This window comes from Pseudomonas pohangensis (assembly GCF_900105995.1).
In the GTDB taxonomy this organism is placed as follows: domain Bacteria; phylum Pseudomonadota; class Gammaproteobacteria; order Pseudomonadales; family Pseudomonadaceae; genus Aquipseudomonas; species Aquipseudomonas pohangensis.
In genome coordinates this window covers 1149329-1167209 of the sequence record NZ_LT629785.1, presented here as the reverse complement: position 1 = coordinate 1167209, position 17881 = coordinate 1149329, and the positions used below count along the sequence as shown (strand labels likewise).

At 60.9% G+C, this 17881-nt stretch carries 25 protein-coding genes; 10 read left to right on the top strand and 15 right to left on the bottom strand.

Annotated features, from left to right (window positions below; translation table 11 throughout):
- Positions 1 to 12: 12 nt before the first annotated feature.
- Positions 13 to 924 carry a 50S ribosomal protein L3 N(5)-glutamine methyltransferase gene (prmB, locus tag BLT89_RS05495; RefSeq protein WP_090193479.1) on the bottom strand — a complete coding sequence of 304 codons (912 nt, stop codon included), beginning with the start codon at positions 922 to 924 and terminating at the stop codon, positions 13 to 15.
- A 161-nt stretch (positions 925 to 1085) separates the two neighbouring features.
- On the opposite strand from prmB, the gene BLT89_RS05490 reads away from it, so the two are divergent.
- Together BLT89_RS05490 and BLT89_RS05485 are read left to right on the top strand one after the other, a co-directional pair.
- On the top strand, positions 1086 to 1382 hold the full coding sequence (locus tag BLT89_RS05490) for a hypothetical protein (protein WP_090193478.1): 297 nt from the start codon (positions 1086 to 1088) through the stop codon (positions 1380 to 1382).
- 52 nt (positions 1383 to 1434) lie between these two features.
- Positions 1435 to 2004, top strand: coding sequence for a Smr/MutS family protein (locus BLT89_RS05485; RefSeq protein ID WP_090193477.1), 570 nt, complete (start codon positions 1435 to 1437; stop codon positions 2002 to 2004).
- Positions 2005 to 2088: 84 nt separating this feature from the next.
- Here the strand turns inward: BLT89_RS05485 and BLT89_RS05480 are convergent, their stop codons facing one another.
- Entirely contained in the window at positions 2089 to 2565 is a 477-nt protein-coding gene (locus BLT89_RS05480; protein ID WP_157718799.1) for a hypothetical protein, read from the bottom strand.
- 165 nt (positions 2566 to 2730) lie between these two features.
- Between BLT89_RS05480 and folE the strand changes: the two genes are divergently transcribed.
- Positions 2731 to 3276 (top strand): GTP cyclohydrolase I FolE, encoded by a 546-nt coding sequence (gene folE, locus BLT89_RS05475; RefSeq protein WP_090193475.1) that lies wholly within the window; start codon positions 2731 to 2733, stop codon positions 3274 to 3276.
- Here the strand turns inward: folE and BLT89_RS05470 are convergent.
- Together BLT89_RS05470 and BLT89_RS05465 are read right to left on the bottom strand one after the other, a co-directional pair.
- Complete coding sequence (locus BLT89_RS05470; RefSeq protein ID WP_231975066.1) at positions 3273 to 3839, bottom strand: hypothetical protein; 567 nt, start codon at positions 3837 to 3839, stop codon at positions 3273 to 3275. The two genes, folE and BLT89_RS05470, sit on opposite strands and share 4 nt — an antisense overlap.
- Before the next feature lie 104 nt (positions 3840 to 3943).
- Positions 3944 to 4753, bottom strand: a complete 810-nt coding sequence (locus BLT89_RS05465) for an SDR family oxidoreductase (RefSeq protein ID WP_090193474.1) — start codon at positions 4751 to 4753, stop codon at positions 3944 to 3946.
- 197 nt (positions 4754 to 4950) lie between these two features.
- On the opposite strand from BLT89_RS05465, the gene BLT89_RS05460 reads away from it, so the two are divergent.
- Positions 4951 to 5154 (top strand): hypothetical protein, encoded by a 204-nt coding sequence (locus BLT89_RS05460; protein WP_090193473.1) that lies wholly within the window; start codon positions 4951 to 4953, stop codon positions 5152 to 5154.
- Positions 5155 to 5250: 96 nt separating this feature from the next.
- Positions 5251 to 5832 carry an NnrU family protein gene (locus tag BLT89_RS05455; protein ID WP_090193472.1) on the top strand — a complete coding sequence of 194 codons (582 nt, stop codon included), beginning with the start codon at positions 5251 to 5253 and terminating at the stop codon, positions 5830 to 5832.
- A 3-nt stretch (positions 5833 to 5835) separates the two neighbouring features.
- Here BLT89_RS05455 and BLT89_RS05450 read toward each other — a convergent pair whose 3' ends face one another.
- Entirely contained in the window at positions 5836 to 6660 is an 825-nt protein-coding gene (locus BLT89_RS05450) for a helix-turn-helix domain-containing protein (protein ID WP_197673538.1), read from the bottom strand.
- Positions 6661 to 6766: 106 nt separating this feature from the next.
- Between BLT89_RS05450 and BLT89_RS05445 the strand changes: the two genes are divergently transcribed.
- Both BLT89_RS05445 and BLT89_RS05440 read left to right on the top strand, forming a co-directional pair.
- The gene (locus BLT89_RS05445) at positions 6767 to 7066 is read left to right on the top strand and encodes a DUF2834 domain-containing protein (protein ID WP_172829118.1); all 300 of its coding nucleotides are present in this window, start codon (positions 6767 to 6769) and stop codon (positions 7064 to 7066) included.
- Positions 7067 to 7112: 46 nt separating this feature from the next.
- On the top strand, positions 7113 to 7469 hold the full coding sequence (locus BLT89_RS05440) for a hypothetical protein (RefSeq protein ID WP_090193471.1): 357 nt from the start codon (positions 7113 to 7115) through the stop codon (positions 7467 to 7469).
- A 45-nt stretch (positions 7470 to 7514) separates the two neighbouring features.
- Here the strand turns inward: BLT89_RS05440 and BLT89_RS05435 are convergent, their stop codons facing one another.
- Both BLT89_RS05435 and BLT89_RS05430 read right to left on the bottom strand, forming a co-directional pair.
- Entirely contained in the window at positions 7515 to 8081 is a 567-nt protein-coding gene (locus tag BLT89_RS05435) for a YSC84-related protein (protein ID WP_090193470.1), read from the bottom strand.
- A 320-nt stretch (positions 8082 to 8401) separates the two neighbouring features.
- A complete protein-coding gene (locus BLT89_RS05430; RefSeq protein WP_090193469.1) occupies positions 8402 to 8662 on the bottom strand; it encodes a hypothetical protein in 261 nt (86 codons plus the stop codon).
- Positions 8663 to 8951: 289 nt separating this feature from the next.
- Here BLT89_RS05430 and BLT89_RS05425 point away from each other — a divergent pair, with 289 nt between their 5' ends.
- Positions 8952 to 9188 (top strand): GlsB/YeaQ/YmgE family stress response membrane protein, encoded by a 237-nt coding sequence (locus BLT89_RS05425; RefSeq protein WP_090193468.1) that lies wholly within the window; start codon positions 8952 to 8954, stop codon positions 9186 to 9188.
- A 30-nt stretch (positions 9189 to 9218) separates the two neighbouring features.
- Here the strand turns inward: BLT89_RS05425 and BLT89_RS05420 are convergent, their stop codons facing one another.
- On the bottom strand, positions 9219 to 9776 hold the full coding sequence (locus tag BLT89_RS05420) for a chalcone isomerase family protein (RefSeq protein ID WP_090193467.1): 558 nt from the start codon (positions 9774 to 9776) through the stop codon (positions 9219 to 9221).
- A gap of 182 nt (positions 9777 to 9958) precedes the next feature.
- Here BLT89_RS05420 and BLT89_RS05415 point away from each other — a divergent pair, with 182 nt between their 5' ends.
- Complete coding sequence (locus tag BLT89_RS05415) at positions 9959 to 10540, top strand: NAD(P)H-dependent oxidoreductase (RefSeq protein ID WP_090193466.1); 582 nt, start codon at positions 9959 to 9961, stop codon at positions 10538 to 10540.
- A 9-nt stretch (positions 10541 to 10549) separates the two neighbouring features.
- On the opposite strand, the gene BLT89_RS05410 is transcribed toward BLT89_RS05415, so the two are convergent.
- The 6 genes from BLT89_RS05410 to rnd form a co-directional block, all read right to left on the bottom strand.
- Positions 10550 to 11356, bottom strand: coding sequence for a class I SAM-dependent methyltransferase (locus BLT89_RS05410; protein WP_090193465.1), 807 nt, complete (start codon positions 11354 to 11356; stop codon positions 10550 to 10552).
- A gap of 39 nt (positions 11357 to 11395) precedes the next feature.
- The gene (locus BLT89_RS05405) at positions 11396 to 12631 is read right to left on the bottom strand and encodes a hypothetical protein (RefSeq protein WP_090193464.1); all 1236 of its coding nucleotides are present in this window, start codon (positions 12629 to 12631) and stop codon (positions 11396 to 11398) included.
- A 47-nt stretch (positions 12632 to 12678) separates the two neighbouring features.
- Complete coding sequence (locus BLT89_RS05400) at positions 12679 to 13128, bottom strand: YcgN family cysteine cluster protein (RefSeq protein WP_090193463.1); 450 nt, start codon at positions 13126 to 13128, stop codon at positions 12679 to 12681.
- An 80-nt stretch (positions 13129 to 13208) separates the two neighbouring features.
- Positions 13209 to 14141, bottom strand: coding sequence for a D-2-hydroxyacid dehydrogenase (locus BLT89_RS05395; protein ID WP_090193462.1), 933 nt, complete (start codon positions 14139 to 14141; stop codon positions 13209 to 13211).
- Positions 14142 to 14144: 3 nt separating this feature from the next.
- A complete protein-coding gene (locus BLT89_RS05390; RefSeq protein ID WP_090193461.1) occupies positions 14145 to 14438 on the bottom strand; it encodes a YcgL domain-containing protein in 294 nt (97 codons plus the stop codon).
- A complete protein-coding gene (rnd, locus tag BLT89_RS05385) occupies positions 14435 to 15562 on the bottom strand; it encodes a ribonuclease D (protein WP_090193460.1) in 1128 nt (375 codons plus the stop codon). Before rnd ends, BLT89_RS05390 begins: the two co-directional genes overlap by 4 nt.
- A gap of 126 nt (positions 15563 to 15688) precedes the next feature.
- On the opposite strand from rnd, the gene BLT89_RS05380 reads away from it, so the two are divergent.
- The gene (locus BLT89_RS05380; protein WP_090193459.1) at positions 15689 to 16750 is read left to right on the top strand and encodes an SMP-30/gluconolactonase/LRE family protein; all 1062 of its coding nucleotides are present in this window, start codon (positions 15689 to 15691) and stop codon (positions 16748 to 16750) included.
- A 175-nt stretch (positions 16751 to 16925) separates the two neighbouring features.
- Here the strand turns inward: BLT89_RS05380 and BLT89_RS05375 are convergent, their stop codons facing one another.
- Complete coding sequence (locus BLT89_RS05375; protein ID WP_090193458.1) at positions 16926 to 17843, bottom strand: LysR family transcriptional regulator; 918 nt, start codon at positions 17841 to 17843, stop codon at positions 16926 to 16928.
- Positions 17844 to 17881 lie beyond the last annotated feature (38 nt).

The window sequence follows — 17881 nt, the reverse complement described above, 5'->3', positions numbered from 1 at the left end:
GCCGCTTAAGGCTTATGCAAGGCGCTGACGAAACAGCGCCTGGTGCTCGCGGCACTGCGCCGCGGCCAGCAGGAACACGCCATGACCGCCCTGCTCGAACTCCAGCCAGGTGAAATCCACCTCCGGATAGAGTTCCTCGACATGCGCCTGACTGTTGCCCACCTCGACTATCAGCAGCCCCTGCTCGCTCAGATGGTCGGCCGCTTCGGCCAGCATGCGCCGCACCAGGTCCAGACCATCTTCGCCACAGGCCAGGCCCAGTGCCGGTTCATGCTGGAATTCGGCCGGCATGTCGGCAAAGTCTTCGGCATCCACATAGGGCGGGTTGGACAGGATCAGATCGAAGCGCTGCTTCGGCAAGCCACCGAAGCCGTCGCCCTGCACGGTATACACACGCTCTTCGAGGTCATGCCGTTCGATATTCTGGTTAGCCACTTCCAGCGCATCGAAAGACAGGTCGCTGAGCACCACTTCCGCTTCGGGAAAGGCATAGGCCGCGGCAATGCCGATACAGCCCGAGCCACAGCACAGATCCAGAATGCGCGCCGGATCGGCGGGCAGCCAGGGCTCGAAGCGCTGGCCGATCAGCTCGGCAATCGGTGAGCGGGGCACCAGTACGCGCTCATCGACGATGAACGGCAAGCCGCAGAACCAGGCTTCGCCGAGCAGGTAAGCGGTCGGCACGCGCTCGATGATGCGCCGCGTGAGCAACTGCTGCAGGTGTTCGCGCTCGTCATCCTCCAGCGCACAGTCGAGATAGCTGTCCGCCATCTCGAACGGCAGATGCACGGCGCCCAGCACCAGCTGGCGCGCCTCGTCCCAGGCATTGTCGGTGCCGTGGCCGAAAAACAGGCTTTCCGCATGGAAGCGGCTGACCGCCCACCGGATATGGTCACGCAGGGTACGCAGTCGGGACTCGCTCACGGCATTCTCCAGAAAAAAATCAGTGCAGAAACAATTCAGAACGCAGTTTAACAGCCCGCCACGCTGCGGAAGTACGTCACAGCGCGCAACAAAGCCGGCCTTGCCAAGGAACCTAACGGCGCAGGCAGGCGTCAGAACAACATGTTGTGGAGAATCTATTGATGAAACTTACTGGCGGATTCAACGCCAACCGCTTGCGCTCCAGACCGCCCGGCCGATGGCGGCGGCGCTTCTGTGCGCTACTTTGCGTGTTGTTGATCTGCCTCGGCATCCTGCTGTTGCTCAGCGGCATTGCCATGGCATTGGGCGAATCTACGCAATTACTTGCCGGGCTTGGCCCGCTGGCAGTGATCAGCGGCGGAATATTACTGATCATCCTGGGGATTGCCGGCTGGCGCCGCTGCCGGCGGCAACGCCAGTCGGGTGGCCTCGAGATGGCGCCGGGCCTGCTCAAATAGCCTTGAACAGTTAAACTGCGCGGAATTTCCCGAGCAATCAAACACAGCTGCCATGACCGACAATGCCTATGACTCCGACAACAGCCTGTTCGCCACGCAGATGCGCGGCGTCAAGCGCATCCAGCATGACCGCGCCGATACCGGCAAGCCCCGAACCGACCGCCAGCAACTCAACACCCGGCGCCTGAACGCAACGGTGCGCAGCAATGAGCTCAAGGTGGATGGTTTGTCCGACCAGTTCGTCATTGATGTCGGCGCCGAGGACGAACTCTACTGGGCCCGCGACGGCGTGCAGGAAAGCCAGATGCGCAAGCTCAAGGCCGGTCAGGTGCCCTTCGAAGGCAGTCTCGACCTGCACGGCATGTCGGTGGAAAAAGCCCGCGAAACCCTCTGGGCGTTTCTCGAAGAGGCCACTCGCCTGGAAATCCGCTGCGTGCGCGTGACCCACGGCAAGGCCGCGCGCATGGATGGCAAACGGCCGATGATCAAAAGCCACGTCAACACCTGGCTGCGCCAGCATCCGCAAGCCCTCGGCTTCACCTCCTGCCTGCCCCGGCATGGCGGCGCCGGGGCAATCTACCTGCTGCTCAAGCGCACCATGCTCGAAGGGCGCGACGAGTAACCGGCCAACTGCACTCGCCGGCTGGCAAACCGCGCAGGCGGCTGTTCCGGCACACCGGGCCGATAGCCGGCAACGACTGCGCTTTCAGCCTGCCTGCCCAGCGGCATCCCGCACCAGCAGAAAGGGGCAACCCAGTCGGCGCAGCAATGGCAGATCGACATAGGTCATGCACAGCCAGTGTTCGTCATCCAGCTGGCGCAACTCGTCGCGCACCCGGCGCCAGGGCCAGCGGGCGCGGCTTGCATAAGCCAGTGCGGCGCACGGCCGACCGTCGTGCCAGGAAGCCCGCTGGTCACAGCGCATCGACAACACCTCACGCAAGCCCTGATCCGAACGCAGCAGATTCACCGCCGATTCCGGCGTTGCAAAGCGCTTGCCATACCAGCCGGGCATGCCGCTCAGGGCAATCGCCGGGGCAGCGCTCAGACGCAGCCACCAGGGTCCGATAAACACCGCACGCCAGCTACCCCGGCGGTGCAACGCCGGCACCGCTGGCAAATTGCCGTAGCAGGCATACAACTGACGCAGGCCGAGGCCATCAAGCGGGGTATGCATAGTCATGCTCAGCATCAGGAAGTGCTCGCCACGTTAGCGCAATCACCCGGGCGCCACAGAGCAGAGTTCGGCCAAATGCCAAGGCAATGTGGCCATTCAACGCCATCTGTGGCTTGCCAGCCGCCAGCCTGCCCCCTACCCTGCGCATCTGCACTTTCGAGAAGCATCAGCATGCCCATGGAACAGCATTACACCGCCATCCTCAGCCAACTCGGCGAAGACGTCAGCCGCGAAGGCCTGATCGACACCCCCAAGCGTGCCGCCAAGGCCATGCAATTCCTCTGTCGCGGCTACCAGCAGACGCTGGAAGAAGTCACCAACAACGCACTGTTCAGCTCTGACAACAGCGAAATGGTGCTGGTGAAGAACATCGAGCTGTATTCGCTGTGCGAACACCACCTGCTGCCCTTTATCGGCAAGGCCCACGTGGCCTACATCCCCAGCGGCAAGGTGCTGGGGCTGTCCAAGGTGGCACGCATCGTCGACATGTACGCACGGCGCCTGCAGATCCAGGAAAATCTAAGCCGGCAGATTGCCGATGCCATCCAGCAGGTTACCGGCGCGCTCGGTGTGGCGGTGGTCATCGAAGCCCAGCATATGTGCATGATGATGCGCGGCGTGGAGAAGCAGAACTCCTCGATGGTCACTTCGGTGATGCTCGGCGAGTTCCGCGAGAATGCCGCCACCCGCAGCGAGTTTCTCAGCCTGATCGGCTAATCCAGCCGCCGGAGATGCTCCACCAGGATCAGCTCGCAGGCCCCCGCCCCGGTGTCTTCTCGGGTCAGCGAGCTGACCCAGCGAAAGCCGTCAGCACCGTCTACCCGGACCAGCTGACCCGACAGCGCTATGCGCTCGCCCGGCTGCAGGCTGGCGAGGGTTTGCGCCACCGCCGGACCGGCAGGAATCATGTGCATATTGGCGCTGTGGGTTTCGATTTCGCGGCGCGGAATGGGAAATTCATCCACCTGCCAGTGATACCAGCGGTTGCCCTGTGTCACCTTGATGCTTGCCAGTACCTGCGGATCAGCCATCGGCCCCCAGCCCAGAACCAGGTCCGTCGGTGCCAGCCTGGCACCTGCATCGAAGCGATAATCCTCCCGCGCCAGCACGCGTGCCGAGAGACTGAATGGCTGCAACGGCGTGATGCGATAGCCCTCGCGCTGGTAACTGCCATCAACCTGCAGCGACGGCAACGGAGTGGCAGGTTTGAGCAGCGCCCAGCCGAACCAGAGCAGGCTGATACAGGCCATCAGGTAGATCAGGCGGCGAAATGGCGACAAAACGACAAGTCTCTCGGGCGGCTCGGACACCAGACCGCCGACAGCAAACGGCCTGAAGCCCGAGGATACAGGCGTTCAGGCCGCTAGCGCAGCCCTTTCAAGACTCAGGAGGCCTTGGCTTTCTCGCGCATGCGTGCAGCCATGGCCGCCATCTCGTCGTACAGCGCCTGCGGGTTGTGCTGCTTGAGCTTCCAGGCCATGCGGCCCTGCTCGTGCGGCAGGATCAGGAATTCGCCGGCAGCCACCTGTTGGTAGATATAGTCGGCAACATCACTGGCGGTAATTGGCGAGGACTCCAGCAACTTGCCAACCGCCGCTTTCATCTGCTGATTCGGCCCGTGAAAGGAATCCAGCAGGTTGGTCTGGAAGAACGACGGGCAAACCGCATGCACGCTGATCTGATCCTGATGCAGGTCCGCCAGCAGGCTTTCCGACAATGCCACCACACCGGCCTTGGCCACGTTGTAGTTGCTCATCGCCGGCCCCTGCATCAACGCCGCCATCGAGGCAATGTTGATGATCTTGCCATGGCTCTTCTGCAACAACGGCAGGAAGGCCTTGCAGCCCTTGACCACACCCATCAGGTTGATGGAAATCTGCCAGTCCCAGTCTTCCAGGGTCAGGTCACCGAAGAATCCGCCCGAAGCCACACCGGCATTGTTGACGATCACATCAATGCCGCCCAGACGCTCCTGGCAAGCCTGGGCAAAGGCCGTCAGCTGGCTGTAGTCACGTACATCACAACGCAGGGTGAAACCATCGCCCCCGGCTTCGCGCACCAGCTTGAGGGTTTCCGCCAGTCCGGCATCGTTGACGTCCGACAAGGCCAGCTGCCAGCCCTCACGGGCCCAGCGCAAAGCTATTTCGCGGCCAAGGCCGGAGCCGGCGCCAGTGATCATGATGCGTTTTTGCATGGGGTCAGCCTCAGGCCTGGGAATGATGGGTAGAGTGTAATCAAGGACGGCAGCGGACTCAGGGATCATCAGGGTGCTGAATGGCACTGGCTAAGCGCTTCACCACGCGAGCCGGCGGCAAGTGGACAGCCGTGCCATCCCGGAACTATTGTTGAATCAGCCTGGCGCACACACATCTGACTGAGAGGTACGCCCTGATGGAAACCTCGTCACTCCTCTGGAGCTTGCTGTTCGGCTCCGCCGGACTGGGCTATTTCATCTATGGCAGGAAGCAGGATGCGCTGATTCCGACGGTTTCCGGCGTGGCGCTGATGGTGTATCCCTACTTTGTAAACAGCACCGGTTTGCTGGTGGTTATCGGCGCACTACTGCTGGCTGCGCCCTTCTTCATACGGCGCTGAATCACGACTGCCCACGGATGAATTGAAAACCCCCTGCAAAAACAACGTAACCTCAACGCCATGCCTGCCACTACGGCAGCCTACCCAGGAGCCACCATGACCCTGCTGATTCTCGGCCTCATCCTTTTTCTCGGCATGCACTCGATCCGCATCTGTGCCGAGGGTTTTCGCAGCGCACAGGTTGCCAGATTCGGATTGCTCGGCTGGAAGGCGATCTATTCGGTTATTTCGCTGCTGGGCTTCGTGCTGATCATTTACGGCTATGGCGAAGCACGCCTGTCACCCGTGGTGATCTGGAGTCCACCCGTGTGGACGCGGCATCTGGCTGCACTATTGACCATCCCGGCCTTTATCCTGCTGGTAGCCGCCTATGTGCCGGGCACGCGCATCAAGCAGAAAGTTGGTCAACCCATGGTAATCAGCGTCAAGGTCTGGGCCTTTGCCCATCTGCTGGCCAACGGCATGCTGGCCGACGTGCTGCTGTTTGGTTCATTTCTGGCCTGGGCGGTAGCGGACACCATTTCCGCCAATCGGCGTGACCGCGCCGCCGGCATCACCTACGCCGCCGGGCCGCTCTCGCGCGACATCGGTGCCGTACTTATCGGCCTGGTGGCCTGGGTGGTGTTTGCCCTCTGGCTGCACGGCCCGTTGATCGGCGTGCGTCCGTTTGGCGGCTGACCGCTAGCGGGACACCTTTACGTCTTGTCCCACCTGAGTATTCATCACGGCCAGGGTAGCTGCATCTGCCGCAAACAGATGCTCTACCCGCAGCGAGGCCAGGGTGATGTCCTGGGGCGTACCGAAAGTGCTGAACATACTGAAAAAGGCCAGTTTGCCATAAGCAGTGGTGAAATGTGTGGTGAGTAACGGTGCAGAGGGGTGCGAGCAGAGACTGTAGATATTGCCGCCCAGGCGTGAATACAGCAGGGCCGCCAGCGCCTCCATCTTCGGCGCCAGAGCCGGCTGTGCCGCGAGCTCGTCGCGCAACTGGGCAAGCATGGCGGGGCCCTTCTCCTGCAGGTTGAGCATATGCAGGGTCAAGCCCTTTGGATGCGCGAGCAAATCCAGCATGTTCACCGGTGTGTCTGCCGGCAGATCGGCAGTCCATGGCATCAATGTGGTCAGCAACCAGTGTGCGCCACGATTGAACTGCAGCACATTCCACTGTGCATCGATGACCATGGCTGGCATCGGATCATGGACCTTGAGCAATTGCACCAGCGCATCAGTGGCTGGAACCATGCTAGGGGCTGTCAGCGGCTCTGCGCTATAGGCGGGTGCAAATCCGGCCTGCAGCATTGCTTCGTTGCGCACGGCCAGCGGAGCGTCCAGTTCCTGCAGCCAGGCCAGCAGCAGCTCGCGACTGGGTTTGGATCGGCCACTTTCGACAAAACTCACATGCCGCTGCGACACGCCCAGGCGCATCGACAACTCCAGCTGACTGAAGCGCCTGGCTCTGCGTGCTTGCAGCAAAGTGGTGGGCAAATTGGGGGTAAACAGGTTCATGCCTGCATTGAAGCATAACGCCGCAGTGATTCAATAACCTGCGAGGTAATTGCGGCAATAACCTTCACGCCGGATAGTGAACCCGACAACGACAGGAGGTTCCACCATGCAACGCACATTGATTGTCATCACGCTTGTACTGTTCGGCACCCTTACCGCAGCAGCCCTCGGGGAAGGAGGCCTGTGGGGCATTATCGAACCACACCTGCAGAGTTTTGGCGGAGCGCAGGTGTTCGTCGACCTGGTGATTGCCCTGACACTGGCAATGGTCTGGATCTGGCACGACGCCAGGGCAACCGGCCGAAATCCATGGATTTGGATCGTGGCTACACTGGCAACAGGATCGTTCGGGCCGCTAGTCTATCTGCTCACCCGCAAGCCAGTACACATACACAACAACTGGTAAAGCCGCCGCACAGGTCTGATCAAACCCTTATCCGAGAATTCAACTCATGAGCAAATTTCGCGTTTTTCTCGCCGTTCTCTGGATTGCCATCGCAGGCTATACGGCCGTGGTGGTTGCCACGCACGGGCTGAACCTGCTGCCGGTCTTCTTTGGCGACATGACCCGGATGGCCTGGCCCGGCCAGTTCAATCTGGACTTCATGTGCATGCTGCTGTTATCCGGACTATGGGTGTCCTGGCGGCACCACTTCTGCGCAGCAGGGCTGCTGCTTGGAGTGTTGGCCGTGTTCGGTGGTGCCTTCTTCCTGAGCACTTATCTACTGGTCATCAGCCACAGGTTGTCAGGAGGCATGGCGGAACTGCTATTGGGCAAAACCAGAGCTGCCCGACTGGACGGCAACTGAAGGATGCCTCCCTGCGCCAACCACAGCGCAGGGAGGCTCCACTCATCAATTGGGCGTGTACTTGAACTTCTGCCCGCCAATCGCTGCCTCGTACATCAGGCCGCCCTTGGCCAGCGTGAATACCGCCATACCGTTGAACCAGCGGGCGACACCCTTCTGCTCACCGGCACTGGCCGAGGCACCTGAAGTACCGGCACCGGCATTGGCACCATAGGTCAACGCAACCGCGCTGGCGTCGGCGCCGAAGGCAAACGAACCGGAGGTAAAGACGTCAAAGGTTTCCTTGTCGCGCATCAGCACCAGCTGACTGAACGCCTGGCCACCCAGTTGCAGGCCGATGCTGACCTGGCCCATGTCTACGCTACCGACATGCACACCACCGCGGTAGACACAGCCTTCGCCGAATGCACCACCGATGCCGATACCACCCTTGCCGATCGTGGGAAACACTGCATAGCCATAAGCCTCATCGATGAACTTGCCGGTATCACCGAGCCCATGAAACTGTTTCAGGGTTTCCTGACAATCCGCATTACTCGCTGCCGCAAAACTGAATGAGGCCATGACACTCGCCAGCAGCAGAATGAAGACCTGTGCGATTCTTTTGAACATGCTAAAAACTCCTGTAAGCAGTTTGGAATGCAAGAGCGCGACAAGACTGTGTTTGCTGCAGCTCTCCTCATAATGATGCGCCCACTGCGTTGTGAGAGCCAGCACGAAACGGGTTGCAAGCAAGCGTTTTATCTGACGCTGAAAACCGGGCAGGCAGAGACTTATCTGACCCGGCCATGTGGTGCCGGGTTTGCGCAATGACTCGTCGGGCGTGATCCGGGAGGAACCGGCAAAATGCGGGGTGAAGCGGGGATATTACTAGAAGGCTGACAAGCGGCCTGATCACTTCAACCAGGCCGCCCGGGGGAATCCGCAAAGGTCTACACCAGAATGCCGACCTGCTTCATATCCTGCAGAATTTCCCGTTCACTCGGTGTCAGGTCAAACAGGTCGGTTTTCAGCGCCCGATTGAGCCCCTGCTTGACCCGCAGGCTGACGGTATTCAGCGAGATGATGTAAGTGCAGGCACCGTTGGCATTGCCTCCGGGGATGACCAGATAACCTTTGTTAAGCTTATGGAGTCTGGCGATCCATCCTTCGGCGCGCTTATCGGATTCAGGTACCAGCTGAATGACACACATAACGTTACCCTTTGTAACTTGGACACACCCCGCTGACGTCGCCGGACGGCCTCGGGACACATCACGCGGACAATCCGTGCGCCGGCAACGGCAGGGATGACGGGCGTGCAGCGATAACTGCTGATATTTCTACAACAATCAGGCGAGCCCGGAGGGCACGAAAGGACGTCCAGCAAAGCGCGACAGCAGCATTGATTGCCACAAGGTTGGCTCGCTTGCTTTAGGATCATGTTCCACGACTGTTCCGTTTAACCATTCTCACCCCCACCTACTACGACAGGAGAGACACATGGAACTCATCGGCACACTGGTTTTCGGTCTGATCGTCGGCGCGATTGCCAAATTCTTCATGCCTGGCAAAGATCCGGGCGGCTGGATCGTAACCATTGCACTGGGTATCGCCGGCTCATTTGTCGGCTCATACATTGCAGGCCTGCTTGGCATGGCCGGACCGGTAGGCTGGATCGGTTCGATCCTCGGCGCGATGCTGCTGCTGTTTATCTACCGGAGCCTGAGGAAAAGCTGAACGGGCGGCTCGTGCCGCCCCCGGAACAAGTTACTTGCCCAGCATGTCTTCCTTAAGACTTTTCTGGGCAGGTTCCTCGCCCAGCCAGATACCGAACAGTGCCGCCTTGAAGTCCACTCCTTCGACGGTATTCAGCTGTTTGCCATTCTTCGAAATGATCACGCCGGAAGCCGGCAGATAAAGCATCTCGAATACATCACCCTCCTTGATCGGCTCCTTGAAGCTCAGCATGAACTGATCGATCCTGGGCTGCATGGCCGCCAGCTTGTCGCCCAGTGAGTTCTGGAATCCCTCCAGGGTGGTCTCGGTCATGTTTTCACTGTTTATCCGGCTGGAAACAATCAGCAGGCGCAGCGCCATCGGCTCATCAGCATTGATGATGGCCGTTGCGTCTGAGCTTTTGGCCTGCAGATACAGGCCGCCGATATACAGGTCGATCATGTATTTTTCGCGCAGGCCGGCACCATTGAGCAGCAGCTGCGAGTCGGCTGCCGGCAATTGATCAGGAATCTGATGCCCTTCAATGGTGGCTGACAGGGCAATCCCGCTGAACAGCAACGAGGCGATAACAAGCAGTATTTTTTTCATGGCCATGTTCCTTGATTGAGATTCCGGGCGAGGCAGTGCATACAGATACCGCTGGCTGCGCAGGATAACCACCGCGTACCGCCTACAGTCACCAGCGCATCCACACAGCTTAGTCATTAGTCGGTAAAGTTCACCTTTGCTGCTCCGCGGCATGCAGCCCCCCTGCCCCTGGAAACCCTTTTATGCCCACCAGGAACATCCTGATCATTCTCGGCCACCCGGACGCAGACAGTTTTTGCGGCGCCATGGCTGACGCCTATCTGCAGTCCGCACTGGCTGCCGGGCATAGCGCACGCCTGTTCCGGCTCGGCGAGATGACCTTCGATCCGGTGCTGCGTCATGGCTACCGGCAACGCCAGGAACTGGAGCCCTGCCTGCTGGAGATACGCGAGGCGATCAGTGCGGCCCAGCATCTGGTGTTCGTCTATCCGATCTGGTGGGGTGGTCCGCCGGCCCTGCTCAAGGGCCTGTTCGACAGGGTATTTCTGCCCGGCTACGCCTTCCGTTACCGGCAAGGCTCGCAGTTCTGGGATCGCCTGCTCAGCGGCCGCAGTGCCCATGCGCTGGTGAGCATGGATACACCACCGTGGTATTTCCGGCTGGTATACCGCATGCCCGGACACAACCAGATGAAGCGCACCATTCTCGAGTTCTGCGGCATCAAACCGGTGAAGATCAGCTCGTTCGGGCCGCTGCGCTTCTCGACCCAGCAGCAGCGTGAACGCTGGCTGGATCAGGTACGGGCATTTGCGCGCAAAGCCTGATGCAGTCGTTTAGCCGAGCGGTTTGCGCGCCACCAGCGTGTAACACAGTGGCAGTTGTGCGGATTGTTGCTGGTACTGCTGGTATTCGACTTCACGATTGCAGTGAGCATGCTCGGTCAGCCGTTCGATGATCAGCCCGGCTTGCGCACAAGCAGTAACAATCTCGCCCAGGGTATGAATAAACCAATAGGCCGGAGCGCCCTCGCCGCCATCACTGCCGTCATAGGTAATGGCTGCCGTTTCGACCTGGGGTTGTTTACAGAAGTACGAGGTCTGCGGCTTGAAGGGATCGGCGGCCAGCGGGTCAAAGACCTCCAGAATCGGGTGGGTCTCGTAGATCACCAGGACTGCACCGGGCAACATCAGCCTTGCGACAACAGCGAAAAAGCGCTGCAAATCGGGCATCCAGTTGAGTACGCCGATGGTGATCAAGGCCAGCTGGTATTGATCCGTATATGTCTTCTCCAGCGCATAGATATCGCTGCAGATAAATTCACAGCTCGTGTCGCCGGCTTTGGCCAGACGGGCTGCCTGCTGCAGAAAAGCTGACGACTGATCGATACCCAGTGCCGGAATGGCACCCAGCGCCGCCAGCGACAGCAGCTCGCGGCCGTTGTTGCAGCCGATCTGCACCGCACGCTTGCCCTGCGGAGCCAGTGCAACGAGGGTAGCAGTGAGTGTTTCATCCAGCACCGAGTAGCCGGGCGTGGCGAAACCTTGCAACAGCGCCTCCCATTCGGGGCCTTGGCCATGCAACGGTGCCGATACATCCCATGCGTCACGATTGGCGCGCGTGTAGACATCGATATCTTTCATTGCAGCCCCCTGCAATACACCTGCGCGGATACTCCCGGCCTAACGCAACAGGCGGGTATCCAGTACAGCCGACTTGCCGCCGAGAATGCTTTCGCAGATTTCGATGAAATCCTTGGTGCTGGCCTTTTCCAGGCGCATCAGGCCGCGGGTGACATCGTCCAGCGAGCGCTGGTTGTCGGTCTTCTTGCGAATTTCCTGATCCAGTTCCTGCAACAGCAATACCGCGCGCGCCGTCACCGGCCCGGAGGAACTGGGTCCGCGCAGGGTTTTCACGCCCTTCGACCACTTCTGCAACTTTTTGCGCACGATCTGATAACGGTACTCGCTCATGCCACCGGCACGCCGCACCAGTTCGATGGCATAGAACTCGGCAATCCCTTCGCTGATCCAGTCGCTGTTATCGGTGTCACGGATGCGCGTAAATACATGCACCAGCTCGTGCACCAGCGAACTGGTGCCGTTTTCGCTGACCAGCGGCCGGTCGGCGTGCATGAAAAAGGAGTTGGGCGCCGACAACCCGCCGCGCCACATCGGGTCATTGGCACCGACGATGAGCAGCTTGCCCGGCTCCCGCTGGAACGCATGGGCCGCCTGTGGCCAGACAAAGGTCAGCATGGTCAGGATGTCCATGCGCCGCATGCCCTCACCGATCGGTGCGGCCACGCTGACATTGGCATCGCCAAGCTGGTCACGACGGCTGCCGATCTTGCCGGCGACTATCCAGCCGGTCGGCCGATCCAGCTTGCGCGACGGGTTATCGATGCGGAAAAGGTTCTTGCCGACCTTGGGCCAGCCGGTCTCGACCGATGTCCAGCCAGACGGCAGCTCGAACTTCAGGCGCGACACCAGTTCGATATTGTCCTGCTGGATCAGTTTCGCACTGGGGATCAGGTCGTCGCCACGCAGCAGCGCCCAGTCCGGGGTGATGCGTGCGTCAAACTTGCCGTTGTCCCGCGGATGATCGATCTTCACCAGATAACTCAGGCTGCCTTTGCCCTTGCTATCACCGGGAGTCCAGAGCAGTTTCCCGTCCTCCTCGCTGAACGTGCCGCTGGCCTTGAAGTCGCTGTAATAGCCCTTGCTGCCCAGATCGAACTGCAGGCTGACTACCGCCGCACTTTCCTCGAGCACGACCTTCACCGCGGCCTGCCCGGTCTCCGGCAGGAAGCGCACCTGGTATTCGAGATCCACGCGGTGTTTCTTCGCGGCCATTGCCGGAGAACCCAGGCAACCCAGCGTGACCAGCACAAGGGTCAGATAACCAAGCAGTTTCATAGACGCAACCTCGAAAAATGATCAGGACATCCGGAGCAGGGTATTGCTCAGCCGGCACGAAAGATCAGATGCTGCTCCCAGTCGTCCTCGGCCACGCTGTCTTCCCTGAGCATACGCCCGGCCTGGGAGATGCCGGCATTGTGCACCGCCTGCGGGTCACCACACACCAGATGATGCCAGGGCGGCAAATCTGCGCCCTCACTGACCAGACGATAACCGCAGGTCGGCGGCAACCAGCGGAACTCTTCGGCCTGCGCCGGGCTCAGCTGGATACAGTCGGGGACGAACTGCCGGCGATTCGGGTAATTGCTGCAGCGGCAACTGTCATGGTCGAGCAGCTTGCAGGCAATGCGCGTGTAATAGACGCTGCCATCATCCTCGTCCTCGAGCTTCTGCAGACAGCATAGTCCGCAGCCGTCACACAGCGACTCCCATTCTTCCTGGTCGAGTTGCTCCAGGGTCTTGCGTTTCCAGAAGGGTTCTACTTTGGCGGCCATGGCTGGGGTTCGGGCAGTACGGGAAGCCGGCAGTCTAGCCTGCCGGTCCGGCACGGCCAAGCCGCGGCTGCCGGGGGCAGTCAGTAACCGCGGGCGAAACTGACCTCGCCGCGCAAGGCCTGACCTGTTTGATAGGCCTGCAGGTTGCGCAGAAACAATTCCGCCATAGGCCCCGGCAAGGTCGGCGCAGCCGTATGCCCGGTCAGCAGCAGGCCGGGCGTCTGCCAGAACGGATGCCCTGCCGGCAAAGGCTCTTCGCGGCAGACATCCAGCACCGCAGCAGCCAGCTGCCCGTCTGCCAGCGCTGCGACCAGATCGTCATCGACCACCGCCGAGCCACGCCCGGCATTGATCAATACGGCACCGGGCTTGCACCGCGCGAACAGCCTGCGGTCGAACAGATTGTGTGTTGCCGGGGTGTCCGGCAGCAGGTTGATCAGGTAATCCGCCTGCGCCACCTGGTCGGCCAGTTGTTCCAGACCGACCACCTGCAGGAACGGCGGCTGCTCGCGTGCCGTGCTGGCCACGCCGACCAACTGCACGGCTAAGGGTGCCAGACGCAGCGCCACCTGCTGACCGATAGCGCCGCAGCCAATCAGCAATACGCGCCGTCCGGCCAGCGTGCCGGGCAGACAATCATCCCAGCGCTTGCTGTTCTGGCTGGCCATCCGCGACAGCAGCTGACGCTCATGGGCGAGCAGATAGGTCAGCAGGTATTCGGCCATCAGCTCACCGAAAATGCCGCTGGCACGGCTCAAGCGGTAATCGCGCGGCAAATCCGCCGCCAGCAACGGGGTGATCCCGGCCCAGGTCGATTGCACCCACTGTGGCCGGAGGCCTTGTCGCAACAGGGCAGCCAGCAGATCCGGCTGGCCCAGCCAGATGTCACAGCCAGCGGCCAACCCCGGCAGCTGGTCCAGCGTGGCCGCCGGGCAAAGCGTCAGCGCCGGCTGTGCCTCATGCAGCAACGCGGCATAGGTTGCGCACTGCTGCTCGGCGATCAGAATGCGCATGGTCTAGACCGGATCGTTGCGCCGCAGCAGTTCTTCGGGCAGGTGCTCGATGTACTCATCTTCCGCCGGCGGCATCTGCAGGTGATAGCCCTGGCTGTCGAGATTTTCCAGCACCTTGACGATGTCTTCGCGGGCCAGCTGGCGCTCGGGTGTCAGCACCAGATCGAAGGCATGCCTGGGTGTGCCAAAGGCGGTCATCAGCTGCTCCGGCACCCGGCTCAGGGCATCCGCCTTGAGCACATAGAGGTACATGCCGTTCTTGCGCGGGCTGTGATAGATCGAACAGATACGTTTCATGCTGCATCTCCTGCCAGGGCTGCAAGCAGCGCCGCGCCCATCAGTTCGCGACGCCAGCCGCGCAAACCTTCGGGCAGACTGTAGGGACCATCCGGGTAGCCGGTTTTCAGCAGTTGCTCCAGATGTTTCTTGCGCAGCATCAGTTCGACCACCATGCCCTGTTTTTCCGCCTCGGCCTGACCGACTGCGCGCAGCTTTTTCAGCAGTTTTGCCGCATCCACCGGCAGCGGCTCCGCTAGCGCTTCCGGCCAGTCGGCCACCGGGGTCTGTGCGGAGGTGCGGATGACCTGCAGGATGCTTTCGCCATCCTGACGCACCGTACGCGGGTGCATGTCCTCGATTTTCGCCAGATCAGCGAGATTATCCGGCTGGGTGCGCGCCAGCGGCCACAGCGAGTGCTCGCGAATCACCCGGTTGCGTGCCTGGTCACGCTCACGCGCCTGCCGTTCACGCCAGGCATAGAGTGCGCGCAGCACCGCCAGTTGCTGGCGCGACAATTTCCAGCCCAGCTTCGACTCACGGTAGAGCTGTTCAGGATCCACTTCGCGGCGCAGATTGGCCACCTGCTCGGCGCCATCCTCGAGCAACCAGGCCAGCTTGCGCGCATCCAGTTGCGCGGCCAGCTGTCGGTAGACCGCCGCCAGATGGATCACGTCGGCGGCGGCATATTGCACCTGTATCTCGCTCAACGGCCGCTGCAGCCAGTCGGAACGGGTGGCGTCCTTGGGCAGGTCGATCTGCAGCACGGCCAGCACCAGCCGCGAATAACCCATGGAAAAACCCAGGTTGAGATAACCGGCAGCCAGTTGCGTATCGAACAGCGGTGCCGGCAGGCTGCCGGTCAGGCGCAGGAACACTTCCAGATCCTCACTGCAGGCATGCAGCACCTTGACCACGGCGGTGTCTTCCAGCAGGGCGGCAAACGGTCGCCAGTCGCTGATCAGCAGCGGATCGACCAGAAAAGCCGTCGCGCCGTCACCGACCTGGATCAGCCCGGCAATCGGATAGAAGGTTTCGGTGCGCATGAACTCGGTGTCCAGCACCACGAACGGCAACTGGCGCCAGGTCGTGCAGTGGCGGGCCAGGCTTTCATTATCACGAATCCATTGAATGTCGTCGGGCAAGGGGCTCTCCTCTAAGTGGCGGGCAGTATATCGCGCTGTCACTGATTACCGGGTATTCACGGCTTGTCGGTAACTCGCCAACACTCTTATGCTGCAAGCCTCTTTGCACAACCATCAGGGACTCCCATGAAAAAGCTGTTGGGCTTGCTGCTCGTTCTGATTGCTGCCGCCGCCCTTTATCTGCTGATAACGCCGAGCAAAATCGATCCGCTGGCCTGGGACGCACCGCCAGCACCACTGCTGACCGGCGTGATGGAACCCAATGACACCCTGATGAAGGCCGAACTGCTCGGCAAAGGCCAGCTCAACGGGCCGGAAGACACCGCCATCGACAGCCAGGGCCGCGTATACGGCAGCCAGCAGGACGGCAGCATTGTGCGCATCGGCAGCGATGGCGCAGTGGAGGATTTCGCGCAGACCGGTGGCCGCCCGCTGGGCATGGCCTTCGATGCCAACGGCAACCTGATCGTCGCCGATGCCTTCAAAGGCTTGCTGAGCATCAACCCGCAAGGGCAGATCACGGTGCTGACTACCGAAGCTGATGGCGTACCTTTCAGGTTCACCGATGACCTGGAAATCGCCAGTGACGGGCGTATCTACTTCTCCGATGCCTCGGACAAATTCGAGCAGCACGACTACATGCTCGACCTGCTCGAAGCGCGCCCGCACGGTCGCCTGCTGCGCTATGACCCGGCCACCGGCAAGACCGAGCAGCTGCTCGATGGCCTGTATTTCGCCAACGGTGTGACCCTGTCGCAGAATGAAGACTTCGTACTGGTCAACGAAACCTACCGTTACCGCATCACCCGTTACTGGCTCAAGGGCGACAAGGCCGGCAGTCACGACGTGTTCATCGACAACCTGCCGGGCATGCCGGACAACCTGCAGGGCGATGGCGCCGGCACCTTCTGGGTTGCCCTGCCCTCACCGCGCAAGGCCGATGCCGACATGCTGCACCGCTACCCGTGGCTGAAGGCACAGATCAGCAAACTGCCGCGCAGCCTGTGGCCCAAGGCCACACCCTACGGACTGGTGATTCAGGTCGACGAGAACGGCCAGATCATCCGCAGCCTGCACGACACCAGCGCCACCCATCTGCGCATGATCACCTCGGCCAAACCGGTCGATGGCTATCTGTATCTGGGCAGCCTGGAAAACGACCGCATCGGCAAACTCAAGCTGGATTGAGTGCTTTTGGCAGGTCGGGCATAGGGTGGGCTTCAGCCCACCGTTACTGGGTCAGGGCTTTGGTGGGCTGAAGCACAGCCTAGAGTTTGTGCCCAATACGCAACCTGGGGCATAACCAAATAAAACAACCGCTTCGCGAGCAAGCTCGCTCCTACAGGAGCGTGCGCCAGGCAACTCAGGCCGGTTGGCAGCCGGCGATCAGGCAGGCAATGAAACGCTCGGCTGCCGGGCTCTGGGTACGCCCGGCACGCCGGGCGATGCCCCAGTGACTCATTACCGCCATGCTCTCGGCCAGCTCCCTGGGTAACAGCGGCTTGAGATCAACCAGCAAGCCCTGCTCGACTTCGCGGGCCACCGATATCTGCAGATTGAGCAGCACCAGATCCGACTCCAGGGTCAGGCGGCGCAGCATGCCCATGCTGTTGCACTCGATTGCCAGCAGGTTTTCCCGTTGCCCATCGGGGTCAATCAGGCGGCCCATCTCGGTTGCAATTCGCGTCGGCAGTGGTGAGCCGGCGTACTCACAGGCCGCCAGCCGCTCCTGGCTGATCGGCCCCTGCAGTAGCGGGTGGCCGGCACGGCAGAACAGCGAACCTTCGCGCGGCGGCAGATGGGTTATCTGCAGTTCTGTCTGATTGCCCAGCTCGGAGATATCGGAAATCAGAAAGTCGATGCGCTCATGCATCAGATCATCCAGCAGTGAACTCCAGTGACCGACCTGAAAGGTCAGCTTGACCCCCGGGTACTGGCGGTGAAAGTCCTGCGCCACATCCGGCAGGATGCTCGCGGCCTGGGTCAGGCCGGCACCGATGCGAATCTCGCCGCCCACACCGGCTTCGAGAAAGCGGATCTCGCGATCCAGATCGCTGGCTTCGGCAAGAATCCGCCGACCCCGTTCGATGATGCGCTGGCCAACCGCCGTAGGGCTGACCGAGCGCCGGGTACGATCAAAGAAGGCGACCCCGGCAAGCGCTTCCGCCGCCTGAATGCTGCGACTGAAGGCAGACTGGGTCAGGTGCGCCCGCTCCGCAGCGCGACTAAAGTTAAGCTCCTCGGCCAACAGCAGCACATGTTCGAGATGACGCAAGTCCATGACAACACCTTAAATGCACAAAGCGCATCATTAAGACG

What these genes read in the sequence shown, in the direction of transcription:
- BLT89_RS05440 (WP_090193471.1), top strand. Translation starts at nt 7,113, where the DNA reads ATGAGCAAATTTCGCGTTTTTCTCGCCGTTCTCTGGATTGCCATCGCA.
- BLT89_RS05395 (WP_090193462.1), bottom strand. Translation starts at nt 14,141, where the DNA reads ATGCGCATTCTGATCGCCGAGCAGCAGTGCGCAACCTATGCCGCGTTG.
- BLT89_RS05375 (WP_090193458.1), bottom strand. Translation starts at nt 17,843, where the DNA reads ATGGACTTGCGTCATCTCGAACATGTGCTGCTGTTGGCCGAGGAGCTT.
- BLT89_RS05435 (WP_090193470.1), bottom strand. Translation starts at nt 8,081, where the DNA reads ATGTTCAAAAGAATCGCACAGGTCTTCATTCTGCTGCTGGCGAGTGTC.
- BLT89_RS05425 (WP_090193468.1), top strand. Translation starts at nt 8,952, where the DNA reads ATGGAACTCATCGGCACACTGGTTTTCGGTCTGATCGTCGGCGCGATT.
- BLT89_RS05445 (WP_172829118.1), top strand. Translation starts at nt 6,767, where the DNA reads ATGCAACGCACATTGATTGTCATCACGCTTGTACTGTTCGGCACCCTT.
- BLT89_RS05455 (WP_090193472.1), top strand. Translation starts at nt 5,251, where the DNA reads ATGACCCTGCTGATTCTCGGCCTCATCCTTTTTCTCGGCATGCACTCG.
- BLT89_RS05450 (WP_197673538.1), bottom strand. Translation starts at nt 6,660, where the DNA reads ATGAACCTGTTTACCCCCAATTTGCCCACCACTTTGCTGCAAGCACGC.
- BLT89_RS05460 (WP_090193473.1), top strand. Translation starts at nt 4,951, where the DNA reads ATGGAAACCTCGTCACTCCTCTGGAGCTTGCTGTTCGGCTCCGCCGGA.
- BLT89_RS05490 (WP_090193478.1), top strand. Translation starts at nt 1,086, where the DNA reads ATGAAACTTACTGGCGGATTCAACGCCAACCGCTTGCGCTCCAGACCG.
- BLT89_RS05400 (WP_090193463.1), bottom strand. Translation starts at nt 13,128, where the DNA reads ATGGCCGCCAAAGTAGAACCCTTCTGGAAACGCAAGACCCTGGAGCAA.
- BLT89_RS05410 (WP_090193465.1), bottom strand. Translation starts at nt 11,356, where the DNA reads ATGAAAGATATCGATGTCTACACGCGCGCCAATCGTGACGCATGGGAT.
- BLT89_RS05480 (WP_157718799.1), bottom strand. Translation starts at nt 2,565, where the DNA reads ATGACTATGCATACCCCGCTTGATGGCCTCGGCCTGCGTCAGTTGTAT.
- BLT89_RS05415 (WP_090193466.1), top strand. Translation starts at nt 9,959, where the DNA reads ATGCCCACCAGGAACATCCTGATCATTCTCGGCCACCCGGACGCAGAC.
- BLT89_RS05430 (WP_090193469.1), bottom strand. Translation starts at nt 8,662, where the DNA reads ATGTGTGTCATTCAGCTGGTACCTGAATCCGATAAGCGCGCCGAAGGA.
- folE (WP_090193475.1), top strand. Translation starts at nt 2,731, where the DNA reads ATGCCCATGGAACAGCATTACACCGCCATCCTCAGCCAACTCGGCGAA.
- BLT89_RS05420 (WP_090193467.1), bottom strand. Translation starts at nt 9,776, where the DNA reads ATGAAAAAAATACTGCTTGTTATCGCCTCGTTGCTGTTCAGCGGGATT.
- BLT89_RS05405 (WP_090193464.1), bottom strand. Translation starts at nt 12,631, where the DNA reads ATGAAACTGCTTGGTTATCTGACCCTTGTGCTGGTCACGCTGGGTTGC.
- BLT89_RS05485 (WP_090193477.1), top strand. Translation starts at nt 1,435, where the DNA reads ATGACCGACAATGCCTATGACTCCGACAACAGCCTGTTCGCCACGCAG.
- BLT89_RS05465 (WP_090193474.1), bottom strand. Translation starts at nt 4,753, where the DNA reads ATGCAAAAACGCATCATGATCACTGGCGCCGGCTCCGGCCTTGGCCGC.
- BLT89_RS05390 (WP_090193461.1), bottom strand. Translation starts at nt 14,438, where the DNA reads ATGAAACGTATCTGTTCGATCTATCACAGCCCGCGCAAGAACGGCATG.
- BLT89_RS05380 (WP_090193459.1), top strand. Translation starts at nt 15,689, where the DNA reads ATGAAAAAGCTGTTGGGCTTGCTGCTCGTTCTGATTGCTGCCGCCGCC.